The sequence below is a fragment of the Streptomyces sp. RKAG337 genome (assembly GCF_023701715.1).
In the GTDB taxonomy this organism is placed as follows: Bacteria; Actinomycetota; Actinomycetes; order Streptomycetales; family Streptomycetaceae; genus Actinacidiphila.
On sequence record NZ_JAJOZA010000001.1, the window covers coordinates 7,292,149 to 7,307,888 of the forward strand.

Annotated in this window: 14 protein-coding genes; 7 read left to right on the plus strand and 7 right to left on the minus strand. The window is 72.7% G+C overall.

From position 1 onward, the window contains the following. Positions 1-61: 61 nt before the first annotated feature. On the minus strand, positions 62-589 hold the full coding sequence (locus LNW73_RS32310; RefSeq protein ID WP_250992398.1) for a DUF4232 domain-containing protein: 528 nt from the start codon (positions 587-589) through the stop codon (positions 62-64). 134 nt (positions 590-723) lie between these two features. On the opposite strand from LNW73_RS32310, the gene LNW73_RS32315 reads away from it, so the two are divergent. Then, entirely contained in the window at positions 724-1,116 is a 393-nt protein-coding gene (locus LNW73_RS32315; protein ID WP_250992399.1) for a signal peptidase I, read from the plus strand. A 90-nt stretch (positions 1,117-1,206) separates the two neighbouring features. Here LNW73_RS32315 and cynS read toward each other — a convergent pair whose 3' ends face one another. Then, positions 1,207-1,677 carry a cyanase gene (cynS, locus tag LNW73_RS32320; RefSeq protein ID WP_250992400.1) on the minus strand — a complete coding sequence of 157 codons (471 nt, stop codon included), beginning with the start codon at positions 1,675-1,677 and terminating at the stop codon, positions 1,207-1,209. A 50-nt stretch (positions 1,678-1,727) separates the two neighbouring features. Beyond that, positions 1,728-2,348 carry a carbonic anhydrase gene (locus LNW73_RS32325; protein ID WP_250992401.1) on the minus strand — a complete coding sequence of 207 codons (621 nt, stop codon included), beginning with the start codon at positions 2,346-2,348 and terminating at the stop codon, positions 1,728-1,730. A 128-nt stretch (positions 2,349-2,476) separates the two neighbouring features. Here LNW73_RS32325 and cynR point away from each other — a divergent pair, with 128 nt between their 5' ends. Together cynR and LNW73_RS32335 are read left to right on the plus strand one after the other, a co-directional pair. Beyond that, positions 2,477-3,376 (plus strand): transcriptional regulator CynR, encoded by a 900-nt coding sequence (gene cynR, locus LNW73_RS32330; RefSeq protein ID WP_250992402.1) that lies wholly within the window; start codon positions 2,477-2,479, stop codon positions 3,374-3,376. Between the two features lie 214 nt (positions 3,377-3,590). Further along, positions 3,591-4,016, plus strand: a complete 426-nt coding sequence (locus LNW73_RS32335; RefSeq protein WP_250992403.1) for a hypothetical protein — start codon at positions 3,591-3,593, stop codon at positions 4,014-4,016. Between the two features lie 6 nt (positions 4,017-4,022). On the opposite strand, the gene cas3g is transcribed toward LNW73_RS32335, so the two are convergent. Further along, positions 4,023-6,932, minus strand: coding sequence for a type I-G CRISPR-associated helicase/endonuclease Cas3g (gene cas3g / locus LNW73_RS32340; protein WP_250992404.1), 2,910 nt, complete (start codon positions 6,930-6,932; stop codon positions 4,023-4,025). A 304-nt stretch (positions 6,933-7,236) separates the two neighbouring features. Here cas3g and LNW73_RS32345 point away from each other — a divergent pair, with 304 nt between their 5' ends. From LNW73_RS32345 to LNW73_RS32360, 4 genes are all read left to right on the plus strand, one after another. Beyond that, positions 7,237-8,826: a discoidin domain-containing protein gene (locus tag LNW73_RS32345; protein WP_250992405.1), complete on the plus strand. Its 1,590-nt coding sequence runs from the start codon at positions 7,237-7,239 to the stop codon at positions 8,824-8,826. A gap of 69 nt (positions 8,827-8,895) precedes the next feature. Continuing rightward, positions 8,896-10,311 (plus strand): PhoX family protein, encoded by a 1,416-nt coding sequence (locus LNW73_RS32350; protein WP_250992406.1) that lies wholly within the window; start codon positions 8,896-8,898, stop codon positions 10,309-10,311. A gap of 3 nt (positions 10,312-10,314) precedes the next feature. Further along, positions 10,315-11,628, plus strand: a complete 1,314-nt coding sequence (locus tag LNW73_RS32355) for an MFS transporter (RefSeq protein ID WP_250992407.1) — start codon at positions 10,315-10,317, stop codon at positions 11,626-11,628. After that, positions 11,625-12,626, plus strand: a complete 1,002-nt coding sequence (locus LNW73_RS32360) for a TolB family protein (protein WP_250992408.1) — start codon at positions 11,625-11,627, stop codon at positions 12,624-12,626. Before LNW73_RS32355 ends, LNW73_RS32360 begins: the two co-directional genes overlap by 4 nt. Positions 12,627-13,011: 385 nt before the next feature. On the opposite strand, the gene LNW73_RS32365 is transcribed toward LNW73_RS32360, so the two are convergent. Genes LNW73_RS32365 through LNW73_RS32375 form a run of 3 tightly spaced genes read right to left on the minus strand, consistent with a single transcriptional unit; the run spans position 13,012 to position 15,651 of the window. Next, positions 13,012-13,761 carry an FAD:protein FMN transferase gene (locus tag LNW73_RS32365; protein WP_250993106.1) on the minus strand — a complete coding sequence of 250 codons (750 nt, stop codon included), beginning with the start codon at positions 13,759-13,761 and terminating at the stop codon, positions 13,012-13,014. Between the two features lie 34 nt (positions 13,762-13,795). Then, complete coding sequence (locus tag LNW73_RS32370; RefSeq protein ID WP_250992409.1) at positions 13,796-14,272, minus strand: FMN-binding protein; 477 nt, start codon at positions 14,270-14,272, stop codon at positions 13,796-13,798. A 5-nt stretch (positions 14,273-14,277) separates the two neighbouring features. Next, complete coding sequence (locus LNW73_RS32375) at positions 14,278-15,651, minus strand: ferredoxin reductase family protein (protein WP_374118236.1); 1,374 nt, start codon at positions 15,649-15,651, stop codon at positions 14,278-14,280. Positions 15,652-15,740 lie beyond the last annotated feature (89 nt).

Below are 15,740 nucleotides of genomic sequence, written 5' to 3' on the forward strand. Positions count from 1 at the left end.
CGGGGACCGGAAACGCGCCCCCCGGCACCGCAACCGGATCGTCACCGGCGGGCCGACCGCATCAGTTTCCGAGGGCCGCCAGCGCTTCGTCCTGGGTGTCGTGCCACAGGGTGGTGACCGGGTCGTAGACCGCGATGCCCGGGGTCGGCGCGCCGATCCCGGCCGCCGTGAAGGTGAGCCCGCTGTGCGCGGGGTCGGCGGCGACCGTGAGCGTCGGGGCGTACCGGGCCGGGGCACTGCGGTCGTCGGTCCTGAGCGCCGCGAACTGGCGCTGGCGCGCCTGGACGACCCGCGGGCCGTCGGCCGAGTCCGGGACGGTGCGGGCCTCTCCGTCGAGGCCCCCGAACGTCACGGTCGGGAAGCGGTTGACGGTGCATCTGCTCGCGCTCTGGTTCTTCACACTCACGAGCGCCACCGCACTCGCGATGGGCGGCAGCATGCGGACGGTGAAGGAGAGGTCCCCCGGCGAGCACGCACGCACCTTGGCGGATGCGGCAGGTGCGCCGGGGGCCGCGGATCCGGCGAGTGCGCCCGGGGCCGCGGTGAGGGCGAGAGCGGATGTGAGGGCGAGTGTCGTCAGAGTGCGCATGACCACTCCCTATCCCCGCCGTCGCCCCGCTACGCTCCGTCAGGCCGAACGCCGGGGACATCGACCGGTTCGGCGTAAACCCGCGCAAGGGCCCCGTCCGCGCCGGAAACGGCCGGCTGCTACCGTCGGGAATCATGAACGACAGCGTGTATGTGGGCAATGCGGGCGTCGACGCCGCACTGGACCGGGGCTGGTTGCTCGGTCACTTCAAGGACGGGTCCGACCCCCGGCACAGCGAGGACGTCGAGATCAAATGGGGCGTCCACCCGCCGGGTGACGAGCGGGCGGTCTGGGTGACCGCGGAGGAGCGTACCGCTCTGCTGGTCCTCATCAAGGGCCGCTTCCGGGTGGAGCTCCCCGGGCGGAGCGTGCTCCTCGCCGAGCAGGGTGACTACGTCGTATGGGGCCGGGGCGTCGACCACTCCTGGTACGCGGAGGAGGAGTCGGTCGTGCTGACCGTCCGCTGGCCCTCGGTCGCCGGTTACAAGGTGGTGGAGGAGAGCGACTCCGCCCGGGTGTCCGGCTGACGCCGTCAGGGTTCCGAACCCTGACCTGAGTCGGGTTCTCAGCGGCGCTGGTCGTCGTCGGCGCCCCGGGCCGCCGGGCGGAGGGCGGGATCAGAAGGGCTTCGTCGGCAGGTACTTGCCGTCGAGGGTGATGACGGCCCGGGAGCCGCCGTCGGGGTCCTCGACCTTCCGCACATCGAGCTGGAAGTTGATCGCGCTGATGATGCCGTCGCCGAACTGCTCGTGGATCAGCGCCTTGAGCGTGGTGCCGTAGACCTGCAGCATCTCGTGGAAGCGGTAGATCGTCGGATCGGTGGGGACGCCGTTCGGGGCGGAACCGCGCGAGGGGATCGTCCGCAGCAGCAGGGCGGCGTCCCCGTCCAGGCCGAGGAGCCCGGTGACGGCGTCGGCGGCGTCGGCGGGCAGCGGATGCTGGCCGAGCAGCGCGGCCGTCACGAAGGCCACCGACAGGCCGGTGACATCGGCCAGTTCCTGCCAGCTGAGGTCCTTGCGCATCTTGGCGTCGACGACCTGGATCGCGAGCCGCTCGCGGGCCTGCGGGTCGAACTGGGCGTGCATCATGGGAGGTTCCTTCCGGAGGGTGGGGGAGTGACGGCCGGCCGACGTGGTCGTCAGCCGGCGAGTGCGGTGAAGCGGCCGCTCGCCGAGTCGAGTTCCTCGACGGCGCCGGTGCCGATGTCGTAGACCCAGCCGTGCAGGGTGACCGTGTGCCGGTCCAGTGCGCGGGCGACGCTGGGGTGGGTGGCGAGATGCTCGAGCTGCGTCAGGACGTTGTCGCGGATCAGGGCGGCGACCGCGTCCCCGCCGTCCGCCGGGGCGGTGCCGGACGGGGCGGTGCCGGCCGGGGAGGCGTCGGCGTGCCGCAGCCAGTCGGCGATGGCGGGCAGTGCGGTCAGGTCCCGGCCCTCGGCGAGCGCGGTCATCGCGCCGCAGGCGGAATGACCGCAGACGATGATGTCGCTGACGCCCAGGACACCGATGGCGTACTCGATGCTGGCCGCCACACCGTCCGCGCCGGCGGCGTGGGCGGGGACGAGGTTGCCGGCGGTCCTGATGACGAACAGCTCGCCCGGCTCGCGCTGGGTGATCAGCTCGGGGACCACCCTGGCGTCGGAACACCCGATGAACAGGGCGGTCGGCCGGTGGGTGGCGGCGAGGTGCTCGAAGAGCGCCGCCCGGGCGGGGAAGACGTCCCGCTGGAAGCGCTGGACTCCCTCGGCGATGTCGCGCATGGTCACTCCCTTCAGTGAGGGTGTCGGCGGAGGCCGACGTGCTCCACCCTGCGTGACCTGTGCCTATAGTGTCCAAGACGTAGCATTCATGACATCGATTGCTGTCATCTATAGCTGGGGGCGCAGCCTTGGAACTACGGCACCTGCGCTATCTGCTCGCCGTCGCGGAACACGCGAACTTCACCCGCGCGGCCGAGGCCCTGCACATCTCCCAGCCGACGCTCTCCCAGCAGATCAAGCAGCTGGAACGCTCCTTGAAGGTGCAGCTGCTGGACCGGACCGGGCGCACCGTCCGGCTGACCGACGCCGGCCGGACCTACGTCCACTACGCCCGCCGCGCCCTGCGCGACCTGGCCGCCGCGGAGCGCGCGGTCCTGGACGTCCAGGACCTCTCGTCCGGCACCCTGCGGCTGGCCATGACCCCGACCTTCACCGCCTACCTCGCCGGCCCGCTGACCGGGGACTTCTACACCCGCCACCCCGGCATCCTCCTGGACGTCCAGGAGGACGCACAGGATCGCATCGAGGCCCGGCTGCTGGCCGACGAGCTGGACCTGGGCATCGGCTTCAGCGGCCCGCACCTGCCGGGCATCGCGGGCACCGCGCTCTTCACCGAGACCCTGAGCCTCGTCGTCGGCACCGGCCACCCCTACGCCGCCCGGAAGCGGCCGTTGCCGGTGCGGGCCCTGCACGGGCACCCTCTCGCACTGCTCACCAGCGGCTTCGTGACCCGCGGCCATATCGACGCGCATCTCGCCGCGCACCAGGTACAGCCGCACATCGCCATGGAGGCGGACTCCGTCAACGCGCTCACCGAGATCGTCCGGCACACACCGCTGGCCACCGTGCTGCCCGACGCCATCACCCGCGACCACCCCCATCTGCACCCCGTCGCCCTGGCACCGCCACTGCCCGCCCGAACGGTCAGCCTGCTGCGCCGCGAGACCGCCTACGAGAGCGCCGCCGCCCGCGCGTTCGCCGACGTCACCCACCAATGGGCCGCCGCCAGCGGCCGCGCTCCCGCCTGACACGGGCAACGGGTCGCGGACGGCGGCAGACGACCCGTCAGGCACCCGTGGCAAAGTAGCCGAGCTGTTACCGAGTGTCGTCATGGCGTGGTGCGCAGGGGCCTGGTAACGGGTGATGCCGGGGGTGACCTGCTGTCGTTGTGATCGTTTCCTGAGGTGAGTGGCACCCACCACATTTCCACGCCAGTGGTATCCCTCAGAACAGGACGACACGATGAGCAAGCACCAAAAAGGCCGTAGGCACCGGACGGTCAACCGCAACCCCCGGCCGGCCGGCCCCGCGCGGCCGCCGGCCGCGCCCCGGGCCCCGGCCGCCGGACGGGTGGTCCCCGAAGAGGAGCAGAGCGCAACGCGCACACCAGAGACGTCCGCGCAGCCTGCGAAGGCTGCGAAGGCTGCGAAGCCGGACGTACCCAGAGCCTCGGAACCGGTGGCGGACGGCGGCCTCGGTCATCATGCGGCGCGTACCTGGGAGGAGGTGCGGTCCGCCGGGGACGGCTGTATCACGGTGGAGGAGCTGTGCACCGCAGTCGGCTACCAGTCGCGGACCGTCCTCAAGCACCTCAAGGTGCTGGCCCAGGACGGGCTGGCCGAACCGTTCGGAGAACGGTGGCGGCCCACCGGCCAGAAGCTGTTCTAGGGTCCGTCAGATCTCCCGCTGGATGGAGCAGTAGACGTCGGCGAGCCGGACCAGTGCCTCCAGCCGGGCCAGCCCCCAGCGCCCGTATCTGCGGTTGAGGGCCTCGAACCGGGCGGGCCCGGCCCGGTCCACGGTCTCGGCGGTGCCCAGGGCGACCTCCTGACCGGCGATGGTCAGCCGGAGCAGCCGGGGGTCCGGGTCGGCGACCGGCGGCAGCAGCGGCCGGGCGAACCCGTGGTGGGACGCGACCAGATGAATGACCAGGTCGGTGTCGAGGTCGTCGCGGCCCGCCGTGTGCAGTGCGGCGATGCGGGCCGAGAGCGCTTCGTGCCGCATCCCCTGCGGATAGCCGGAGGCCCGCCGGGCCTTCCCGGACCCGGCTCGGTCGGCCGGGTCCGTACCGGACTTGGCGAGCGGCTCCGGTGCGGCGAGGGCGGCGTCCTCGTCCCCGCCGTGCAGCATCGTCTGGAAGCGCGGGTCCCGCTTGCCCTCGTCGTGCAGGGCGGCCGCGAGGGCGACGGCGGCGATCGTAGGGCCGTCCAGGTGAAGATTGCGGGCGTAGAGCCCGGCGGCCGCGGACACTTCGGCCTGGTGTTCGGCGAGGGTCTGTGGCAGACCGGCCGTGGAGGGCCCGTTGAGGACGGCCTGGCCGGCGACGAACAACCGGAGGCCGTTGACGGTGAGGAGACGCCCTCCGCGGGCCAAGGCGCCGAACACCCTGAGGTGCGGGACGTCGTCGGCCGCGCTGCCGGCCAGTTCGGCGAAACGGTCGCGGTAGCGGGCCTCCTGCTCGGCGGTGAAGGGCGCGGTGTCTGCGGCGATGTCGGCGATCAGCCGGTCCACCCGGGAAGCGAGCGCGGGGTCGCAGACGCGCACGGCGGTGGCCAGGGCCGGGCCGATCCGGACGGCGGCCCGCTCGTCCCCGCCGCCCCCCAGGTCCGCGATGTCGATGACCGGATCCGTGGCATCGGGGTTCCAGCCGTACGCGTCGCACCCCCCGAAACCCGTCGGCAGGACGATGAGATCGTCGGCCTCGATGGCGTCGGGCGTGACGATCGCGGTGGCCGCGTCGAACCGGTACCGGAGGACCTCCACCCCGGACCCGCCGTCCGGCGGTCCGTCCGAGGGCCCCTCGCCCGGCCCGGGAAACGCGTCGTCGTCGGAGATCGCGGCGGCGTTCGGGGTACCGGTCAGCCAGCGCCGTACGGCGTGCAGCGGCAGTTCGATGCTCTCCTCGGCGGCGGGAGGGAACAGGTTCACCGTGTCGCGCCACTCCTCGGCGGTCCGGCCCGCCTCGCGGGTCCGCCACGCGACGCTGACGACGGGACGGGCGTCCGCGCCGATGCCGTGCAGATACGGGGCCACCGGCTCGTCCACGTCGGGTGCCGGTTCCGTGCGCACCCAGGCGTCAAGCGCCGCCGCGTGCACGGGGGTTCTGGCCGGCGGGGATCCGCACATCTCCTGCCATGCCGTGGCGTCGAGGCCGGCCGTCAGCCGGCGCAGCGCGGCGGGGGAGACGGCCAGACCGGGGCCGGTGAGGTCCGGGGTCTCGCCGGGGCCGGTCACGACCGGCGGGCAGAGCCCGGCCAGCAGACGCCAGGTGGCGTCGCTCGCGTCGCTCGCGTCGCTCCGGGCCAGGGGCACGTCCGCCGTACCGCGGAGCACGACCGCGCGGGCGTCGGTGCGCCGCCCGGCGCGGTTGAGCCGGCCCAGCCGCTGGACCAGGGCCGGGAGCGGGGCTGCTTCGGTGACCAGCGCGTCGAAGTCGAGGTCGGTGCCGACCTCGACGGTCTGCGTGGTCACCACATGGAACGGGCCGTCGTGGCGGGGCTCGTGGCCGGCCTTCGTCCGGTCGAACCAGCGGCCCCGCAGGTACTCCCGGTCCAGGGCGCGGCTCCGCCCGGTCAGGAGCACCTTCTCACCGGGCAGCAGCTCCAGGACGGCGCGGGCCCGCCCGAGCGTGTTGCAGACGACCCCGACGACCTCGCCGTCGGCGGCCAATTGCCGCGCCCATGCGGCGAGTGAGGCGGCCATCGACTGATCCGGGCCCGCGGCGTCCGTGCCGACCCCGACGGGGTACAGCCGCTTGGCCGACCGCAGCCGCGGGCCCGCCACCGGATGGCGCTCGTCGTCACCGGTGATGCCGTGCGCGTCGGCGCTCCCGCGCCCGGCGACCGCCGACATGGTCACCAGGACGGGGCGCAGCGCCTCGGGTGTCCCGTCCAGCGCGAAGGCGGCGCGGACGCCGGCCGCGAACTCCTCGGCCCCGTGCGCCTCGTCGATGACGATCAGTGAGTCGGTGCCGGTCAGGGCGGCGTCGATCGACCGGCGCCGGGTGCCGGTGCCGCGGAAGAGCAGGCGGCTGCCCACCTGGTCGACCGTGCCGACGGCGACGGCGAGCCGGTCGGGGCGCTCCAGCCAGTTCGGCGACCAGGTCACCCCGCCCCGCATCCGGGTCGCCTCCAGCACATCGGTGTCGCCCTCGCGCCACAGCGCCCGCGCGACGCGTCCGGTGACCGTGCCCACCGGAACCGTCGGTGGTCTCGGTGCGATCGGGGTCGTCGGCCGGCCGGCGTACGGATCCGACAGCGCGGACCGCAGCGTCCGGGCGAGCCGCGCCGCGTGGTCGTACGCCTCGTCGGAGACCAACCGCCGGTCCACGACGTAGAAGATCCGCAGCGGTGCCCGCGAAGGGCGCACCTCGGCTCCGGTCCGGCCGCGTTCCAAGGCGGCGGTGAACACCGCGACATCGAGGACACAGGTCTTGCCGAGCCCGGTCGGCACCGTGACGGCCCGCGGCCAGCCGTCCTTCACCACCCGGTCCACCAGAGCCGTCTGCCACGGAAAGGGCTCGTACCCGTGAATCTCGCGGCAGAAGGCGGTGAAGTCGCCCGGCTCCAGTTCGAGTTCCAGCATGGATCGGACTCTCCTCAGGTGTCGGCGCCCAGTTTCTCAGGCGGCACCCGGGCTTGTGAAGGTCGAGCCGGTCGCGGAGGCGGGGTGAGGGGAGTGAACGGAGAGTTGCTCGGAATTACCAGTTAGGAAACTTTACTAACTCCTATTGACGGGTACCTGGACCTTTGCCACGCTCGCTGCACGCGGCTTGGCGCGGCATCCCCGGATGTGACGCGCTCAGTGAGAGATCTGCCCCGGCCGTGGGCCTCGCGATGTCCCGGTGCAGCCGGGCTCCGCGATCGATCTCCCACGCCCGGAGGCAGTCGTGTCCCTGCTCCTGCCCGCCCGCCATCGCCGTCTGTACGGCCTGGTGGCGGCCCTCGCCCTGCTCATCACCCTGTCGGCCTCGTCGTCCGGATTCGCGGCCGGCGACGTGCTGCTGTCCCGCGGCAGGCCGGCCCTCTCCTCGTCCGACGAGAGTTCGTCCCTCAACGCGGCCAAGGCGGTGGACGGGAACACCGCCACCCGCTGGGCCAGCGAGGAGGGCCTCGACCCGCAGTGGATCCGCGTCGACCTCGGCGCCGCCCACACCCTCACCCGCGTGCACCTCGACTGGGAGGCCGCCTACGGCAAGGGCTACCGCGTCGAGGTCTCGCCCGACGGCTCCGCCTGGACCAAGGCGTACTCGACGACCACCGGTGACGGCGGCATCGACGAGGTGACCCTGCCGGCCGCCACCACCGGCCGCTACGTCCGCGTGTACGGCACCGCCCGCGGCACCGCATACGGCTACTCCCTCAAGGAGTTCGAGGTGTACGGCCCGGCCGGCGGCCCGGACACCACCGCGCCCACCGCGCCCGGGAACCCCCGCGTCACCGGCACGACCGCCACCTCCGTCTCCCTCGCCTGGGACGCGTCCACCGACGACGTCGGTGTCACCGGCTACCAGGTGGCACGGGACGGCGCGGTCGTCGCGACCGCGACCGGCACCACGTACACCGACACCGGCCGCACCCAGGGAACGGCCTACACCTACACCGTCAAAGCCGTGGACGCGGCGGGCAACGTCTCCGCCGCGAGCGCTCCGGTGACCGGCACACCCGGTCAGAGCACCACGTCGTTCACGGTCGTCGCCGCCGGTGACATCGCCGATCCCGGCTGCGCCGCGGGCAACAACTGCGGGGCGGAGAACACCGCCAAGCGCGTCGAGGCCATCAACCCCGACGAGGTACTCACCCTCGGCGACAACCAGTACGACACCGGCAGCCTCAGCGACTTCAAGAAGTACTACGGGACGACCTGGGGCCGGTTCCTCAACAAGACCCATCCGTCGACCGGCAACCACGAGTACGACGACAGCACCCCGGCGGCCGGCTACAAGGGGTACTTCGGCAGCCGTGCCACCCCCGACGGCAAGACCTACTACAGCTGGGACCGGGGCGGCTGGCACTTCGTCGCGCTCGACACCGAGATCTCCATGTCCGCGACCTCCGCGCAGGGCAAGTGGCTGGAGGCGGACCTCACCAAGAACACCAACGGCTGCGTCGCCGCGTACTGGCACCGGCCGCTGTACAGCTCCGGGCCGCAGGCCGACATGGTCAGCAAGCCGGTCTGGCAGATCCTGCGCGCCCACGGCGCCGACCTGATCCTGAACGGCCACGACCACCTCTACGAACGCTTCGCCCCGCAGAACGCGACGGGCGGCGCCGACCCGGCGGGGGTGCGGGAACTGATCGTGGGCACCGGCGGCGCCGACAGCTACGGCTTCGAGAGCGCACAGCCGAACAGCCAGAAGCGGATCACCGACGTCAAGGCCGTCCTGAAGCTGACCCTCACCCCGACCACGTACACCGGGCAGCTGATCCGCGACAACGGCTCGGTGCTCGACACCTTCGGTCCCGTCACCTGCCACTGACACCTCCCGTCACCCGCCACCGACCCACGCTCAACTCGCGGCGCATGCCGTGGAACAAGGAGACACCACGTGAAACGACCCCTGACGGTGCTCGCCGCCGCCATGGTGGCCCTGACGGCCGGAGCCGGTGCGATGTTCGCCGGCTCCGTGCCGGACCGGGCCGAAGCCGCCGACCGCGGCAACCCGCACGGCGTCACCGGTGACCTGGCGCATTCGTCGACCCGGGCGATCAGCAAGGCGGAGGCACTCGCCCACCCGGAGCGACTGGTCACCCTCGCCAAGAGCCTGCACACCCGAGTGGTCAACGCCCGGCTGCCGCTGACGACCGATCAGGGCGCCCTGTGGCCCAGCGACTCCGACCCGCGCTGGCTCATCAGCTGCAACGAGAGCGACCCGGACAAGCCGGGACTGCTGCGCACGGAGCTGGCGACCGGCAGGTCCCAGACCATCCTGACCGGCACCGACAGCTGCGACCCCGTCCGGCGCACCGCCTGGGGGACCATCGTCATCGGCGAGGAGACCGGTGGCGGCCCCGAGGGCGGCCGGCTCTACGAGCTGATCGACCCGCTGCACACCACCGGAGTGACGCTCGACCGGTCCACCGGCCGCTTCAGCGGCGGCACCGGCGCGGCGAACCTCACCGTCCGGCCCGGCGTCGGCCGGATGTCCTACGAGGGCATCTCGGTGCTGCCCAACGGCCTGCTCTACTACGCCGACGAGAACCGTCCCGACAAGGGCGCGCCCGGCGGCGCGCTGTTCAAGTTCGTGCCGGACAAGCCGCGGGCGGCGGGCGCCGGCCCCATCCACCGGCTGAGCGACTCGCCCTTCGCGTCCGGCCGGGTCTACGGGCTCCGGCTGGGCCGGTACGAAGGCGGCCGGGACTACGGCCAGGGCACCCAGACCGGCCAGGGCGCCTGGATCCCCGTCCCCGACCGCACCGACCCCGACCTGACCGGGGCCACCGCCGCGCTCCATCTGACCGGCCTGTACCGGCCGGAGGACATGGACCTGGACGGAACCGCGCTTGCCGCGGGGCAGGTCCGTGCCTGCGTCAACGAGACGGGAAACGAGGACGAGGCGCAGAACTGGGGCGAGTCGGTGTGCCTGACCGACGGGACGGTGGCCGCCGCCACCACCAACGCGGCCATCCCGCAGGTCCAGTTGTTCGTGCCGGGCAGCCCGGCGGTCAACATGCCCGACAACATGGCCTTCCGGCCCGGCCGCGGCAGCTGGATCGTGCACGAGGACGGTGACACCGAGAGCGATCTCCAGGGCTTCCACGGCAACGACCTGTGGAGCTGTCTGCCGGACGGGTCCGACCCCGACCTGCAGAGCGACGGCTGTATCCGGGTGGCGACCGTCAACGACCCGATGGGCTCCTTCACCGGGGGCGTCTTCGACGCGACCGGGCGCCATCTGTACGTGATCGTCCAGTACAACGTCACCGGCTACGGCGTACTGCTCGACATCAGCGGGTGGAAGTAGCCGATGTACATCTCGGCGAGCAGCAGCACCAGTGCCGCCGACGGCGCCCCGGGCCTCCGCCCGGGGCGCCGGGCCGGGCTGCTGCGTACGGTCCCCGCCAACGTGGTCGCGCTCGGCGCCGTCAGCATGGTCACCGATGTCTCCTCGGAGATGGTCAGCGCGGTGCTGCCGCTCTACCTGGTACTCCAACTGGGCCTGAGCCCCCTTGCGTTCGGCATGTTCGACAGCCTGTACTCCGGCGCCACCGTCCTCGTACGGCTGGTCGGCGGCCATCTCGCCGACCGCCGCCAGCGCCGCAAACTGGTCGCCGGGATCGGCTACGGGCTGTCGGCGGTGTGCAAACTCGGCCTGCTGGCCGCGGGGAGCTCGGTGGGCGCTCTCGGCGCGGTGGTGGCCGCCGACCGGGCAGGCAAGGGCCTGCGCACCGCCCCGCGGGACGCGCTCATCTCCCTCAGTACGCCACCGCAGACCCTCGGACTCGCCTTCGGCGTGCACCGGGCGATGGACACCGTCGGCGCCTTCATCGGCCCGCTCGCGGCCTTCGCGGTCCTCGCCGCGACCGGCACCGCCTACGACGCGGTGTTCGTCGTCAGCTTCTGCGTCGCCGCGCTCGGGGTGGTGCTGCTCGTCTCGCTCGTCCGGGACCGGCAGGATCCACCCCCGGACCGGCGGGAGCCCGCGCTGCGCGCCGCGTTCGGACTGCTGCGCGCGGCCGCGTTCCGCCGCACCTGCGTCCTGACCGCCGCACTGGGTCTCGTCACGGTCAGCGACTCCTTCATCTACCTGCTGCTGCAACGGCGGTTGGGGATCGCCCCGGAGTACTTCCCGCTGCTGCCGCTCGGCACCACCGGCGCCTACCTCCTGCTCGCCGTGCCGCTGGGCCGCATGGCGGACCGTACCGGCAGGTTCCGGATGTTCCTGGGCGGCCATGTGGCGCTGCTCGGCGCGTACGCGATGCTGCTCGGACCCGCCGGCGGACTGTTCGTCCTCATCCCGGCGCTCCTGCTGCACGGGGTGTTCTACGCCGCGACCGACGGCGTGCTGATGGCCGCGGCCGGCCCGCTGCTGCCCGCCGGGCTGCGGACCAGCGGGATGGCACTGCTGCAGACCGGCCAGGCGGGTGCCCGGGTGGTGTCGTCGATCATCCTCGGCGCTGCCTGGACGGCATGGGGTCCGCGCACCGGGCTCGCGGTGATGGCGGCCGGGCTCGTGGTGTGCCTCCTGGTGGCCAGGTTCGGCTTCCCGGCAGGTGGCGCGGACGCAGAGGGCGTCCGCGAACCCGACGCCCGGTCGTACGACGAGGAGACGATCTCATGACCGCTTTCCGGCAGCACGCCCGCTTCCGGCTGCTCGCACCGGTGGCCGCCCTGCTGGTGCTGGGCGGGCTCGGGGTCGGCTACAGCGTCCACGCCGCGCGGCGCGAGGCGGTCCCCGCCTTCCACGGCGAGCCGATCGACACCGTCCGCCCCGGCCAACTGCTGTTCCGGGACACCGCTCCCGGGGCCGGCCACGGCAACATCGCGGCCGTGCCGGCCGGCGGGGCCGGCGCTCCCCGTACGGTCAGCGGGCTGGGCTGCGAGCGCTTCTACAGCGCGGCGGGCACCGGCGTCTGCCTCGTCACCAGCACCGGCGCCGTGCCCAGGACGTACGCGCTGATCGTCGACCGTCAACTGCGCGAGGTCCGCCGGGTGAAGCTGTCGGGCATCCCCAACCGCGCCCGGGTCTCGCCCAGCGGGCGGATGGTCTCCTGGACGGTGTTCGTCCAGGGGGACTCCTACAACCGGGGCGGCTTCTCCACCTGGACCGGAATCCTCGACACCCGGACCGGCTACGCGGTGCTGAACATCGAGGACATCCCGTTGTTCATCGACGGCCGCCGCTACCGGGCGTCCGACGTCAACTTCTGGGGGGTGACCTTCGCGGCGGACGACAACCGCTTCTACGCGACCGTGACGACGAAAGGGAAGACGTACCTCGTCCAGGGCGACTACGGGAAGTGGGAGGCGCACACACTGCGTGAGAACGCCGAGTGCCCTTCCCTGTCGCCCGACGGCACCCGGGTGGTGTTCAAGAAGCGGGTCTCCTCCGACGCGGCGCGGCCCTGGCGGCTCTACGTGCTCGACCTGGCGACGATGCGGGAGACCCCGCTCGCCGAGCCGGCGAGTGTGGACGACCAGGCCGCGTGGTTCGACGAGCACACCGTCATGTACGCCAGATCCCGGGGCAAGGGGGGCTCCGACGTCTGGGCCGTCCCGTCCGACGGGACGGGGCGGCCCCGCGAACTGATTGTCGACGCAGCGTCACCAAGTCGCTGAAGGAAGGGTTCCGGGCACGGACGGTGGCCGTCGTGAGCCGGCCGGCGGCCACCGGGACCTCGCTGTGCGAAACCTGAGTGGGGGTACAACTCGGACGAGGACTCCCAAGAGCGGGCGTACGGCGGCCTGGAGAGCAAGCGCTGTCACGAAGTTGCGTCAAAAGCGAACCCAGAACGCGGCTCAAGCGTCTGAAGGAGTGAGCACAACGAGCCTGCCGGGCACAGCCGTGGCGGCGCTGGAGAGTCAGGAGCGCGTTATGGAACCGGAGCCGGCCGTTGACGTCAGGAGACGTGTCGTCTGTCCCCGCTGCCACAGAGTGAGATGCATCTGCACCTGACGGGCTCCGTCCGGTGGTTCCCGAGGCCGGGTCGGCCGGGTCGGCCGGTCAGCCGGTCCGCCCCGAAGCGGCTCCCGTTTCGCCGACGCGGGTCCGGGCGAAGCCGCGGGTCTGCCAGGTACCACCGTCGGACGTGACCGCGAACGCCTCCGCTCCCGGCAGGTCCTCCAGCCACCCGCGGGCCCGGTCCGCGCCCATCGCGCAGGCGGCGGTGGCCCAGGCGTCGGCGTCGGTCAGGCCGCGGGCGAGCACCGTGACCGAGGCGAGGGCGTCGGCCGGGGGTGCGCCGGTGTGCGGGTCCAGGATGTGGCAGCCGCGCTCGGCGGGGCCGGAGGTGGCCACAGCCAGCGTGTGCCGGGCCTCGACGACGGTCACGACGGCACCTGGCCGCAGCGGGTCCGCCACCCCCACCCGCCAGGGACCGCCGTGCAGCTGCACATCGCCGCCGCCGTTGACGCAGACGGCGGGCGCGCCCGCTGAGTGCAGCATCGCCGCCGCCCGCTCCACGGCCCACCCCTTGACGAGACCGGTCGGATCGAGCCCTCCCGCGTACCGGGCGCTGAACCAGCCGCCGCTCCGCCGCTCGGCGTCGGCACACAGCCGCAGCACCTCCCGTACCTCCGGCGAGCAGTCGTCGGGGGCGAGCTCGCCGCGGGCCAGCCGGCTGAGCTGGCTGCCGGGCCGGTAGGGCGAGAACTCCTCGTCGACGTGGTGCAGCCAGGCCGTGGCGGCGGCCAGCGCGGTACGGGTGCGCGGACCGGTGTCACCACGGACGTCGAACGAGAACACGGTGCCCATCACGTGCTCCACGTGCCGCAGCCGCTCCGGGGCGTCAGCCACCGGACCTGTCCAGTGCGCTCTGCAGGGAGCGGATGTACCCCTCGCTGGTGTACGTCGCGCCGGAGACGGTGTCGATGCCGGCGCTCTGGGCGTCGAGGGCCTCCTGAGTGAGTTGTGGAACGGAGAATTCAGCGATCTCCTGGTCCCGGCCGTTCTCGTCGGGCACCTGGAGCACGGTGACCGCGGTGATCTTCGCGCCGGTCAGGGTGATCCGCACCTGCACCGGTCCGAACCGCGTCTGGATGGTGTCCCCGTCGACGGTCCTGACCCCGCCGGACGCCGAACCAGCCGAACCCGCCGAAGCCGACGGGTCGGACCCCGCCGCAGCGGGGGAGGAGGATCCGGAGTTCGTGTTCTGCTGCGCCACCGACTGCTGTTGCGCGTGCGGTTTCAGGGACAGCAGGAGGACGACTCCGGTCACGGTCGCCGCCGCGCTCAGCACGATGCGGCGCAGGGGATGAGTTCGCATGGCGCTCACAGCTCGAAGGATTCGTGGTGGATGCGGCCGGTGGGCACACCGGCCGCGCGCAGTGCGTCGTACGACTCCCGCGCCATGCCGTCCGGCCCGCACAGGTACACGTCGTGCTGTGCGATGTCGGGCAGTATCGTCCGCAGGCCGGTGGCCGTGATGGCGGCGCGGGTGCCGTCCGCCGCGTTGACGGCGTAGTACAGCCGGGCTCCGCGGGACTGGGCTATCGACTCCAGCTCCGACCGCAGGGCCAGGTCCCCCGGTGTGCGGGCCCGGTACAGCAGGGTCAGCTCGCCGGGACGGGCGGGGAGCGTCTCGAACAGCGCGCGCAGCGGGGTGACACCCACACCGCCCGCGAGCAGCAGCACCTTGGAACGGGTCCGGCGGGCGGCGGTCAGCGCCCCGTACGGGCCCTCCGCCCAGACCCGGGTGCCGGGCCGGAGCAGGGCCAGCGCCGCGCTGTGGTCGCCGGCCGCCTTGACGGTGATGCGCAGCCGGTCCTGGCGGGGGGCGGCCGACAGCGAGTACGGGCTGGAGGTCCACCACAGTCCGCCGGCGAGGAACCGCCAGCGCAGGAACTGGCCCGGCTCGGCGCGCAGTTCGGCCAGCCGGCGCCCCTGGATCAGCACGGAGACGACGCCGGGCGCCTCGCGCACGACGGCCGCGACCCGCAGCCGGTGCCGGACGTTCAACCGGACGGGGACGAGAACGCGGAACCACACCACCAGTGCCGCGACCCCGAGGTACAGCGCGTACCAGGCGTTCCGGGCCGCCGCGTTCCCGGCGAAATCGGCGCCGAGGGCGAGTTGGTGGCCGAAGGCGAGGAAGAGCGCGAGATAGGTCAGGACATGCAGGTAGTACCAGGTCTCGTAGCTGACCCGGCGGCGTACGGCACGCGCGGAGATAACACCGACGGCGATGAGGATCAGCGCACCCGCCGTTCCCTTGAGCATCTCCGGATAGTCCAGCACCACGGTCGTGGTCTCCCGCACGATGCCCGTGCGGGCCTGCACCGCGTAGCCCCAGATGATCAGGACGATGTGCGCCAGCAGCAGACAGACGGTGTAGCGCCCGGCCATCGCGTGCCAGCGGGCCACCCGGTCGCTCCCCACGCCGCGTTCCAGGGCGGGCACCCTGGCCATGAGGGCGACCAGGACGGCGCAGCCGTAGCCGGTGAGGAGGCCGGCGATCCGGCCCGCGCCGATCAGCCACCCCGCGGGCCCGACGACCGCGGCGGTGTCGTGCCACCACAGCGCCAGCACCGCGACGGCACCCGCCGCGGCCAGGGCGAGCACCGGCCCGGCCGGTGACCGGCGGCCGCGCGGCACGGGCTGCGCGGAGCCCCGCCGGGCCGCCCGGTGGCCGTAGGTCGTCGCCACGATGTCCCCTTTCGTCGGCTGACGGCCCACTGTGCCGCCGCAACCTCTGAATCAGCTCTGAACCGGCGGCCCGGGGCAGGTCTCATGGG

Coding starts and splice junctions, on each gene's coding strand:
- LNW73_RS32360 (WP_250992408.1), top strand. CDS start 11,625: ATGACCGCTTTCCGGCAGCACGCCCGCTTCCGGCTGCTCGCACCGGTG.
- LNW73_RS32355 (WP_250992407.1), top strand. CDS start 10,315: ATGTACATCTCGGCGAGCAGCAGCACCAGTGCCGCCGACGGCGCCCCG.
- LNW73_RS32365 (WP_250993106.1), bottom strand. CDS start 13,761: ATGGGCACCGTGTTCTCGTTCGACGTCCGTGGTGACACCGGTCCGCGC.
- LNW73_RS32310 (WP_250992398.1), bottom strand. CDS start 589: ATGCGCACTCTGACGACACTCGCCCTCACATCCGCTCTCGCCCTCACC.
- LNW73_RS32325 (WP_250992401.1), bottom strand. CDS start 2,348: ATGCGCGACATCGCCGAGGGAGTCCAGCGCTTCCAGCGGGACGTCTTC.
- LNW73_RS32315 (WP_250992399.1), top strand. CDS start 724: ATGAACGACAGCGTGTATGTGGGCAATGCGGGCGTCGACGCCGCACTG.
- cynS (WP_250992400.1), bottom strand. CDS start 1,677: ATGATGCACGCCCAGTTCGACCCGCAGGCCCGCGAGCGGCTCGCGATC.
- LNW73_RS32370 (WP_250992409.1), bottom strand. CDS start 14,272: ATGCGAACTCATCCCCTGCGCCGCATCGTGCTGAGCGCGGCGGCGACC.
- LNW73_RS32335 (WP_250992403.1), top strand. CDS start 3,591: ATGAGCAAGCACCAAAAAGGCCGTAGGCACCGGACGGTCAACCGCAAC.
- cas3g (WP_250992404.1), bottom strand. CDS start 6,932: ATGCTGGAACTCGAACTGGAGCCGGGCGACTTCACCGCCTTCTGCCGC.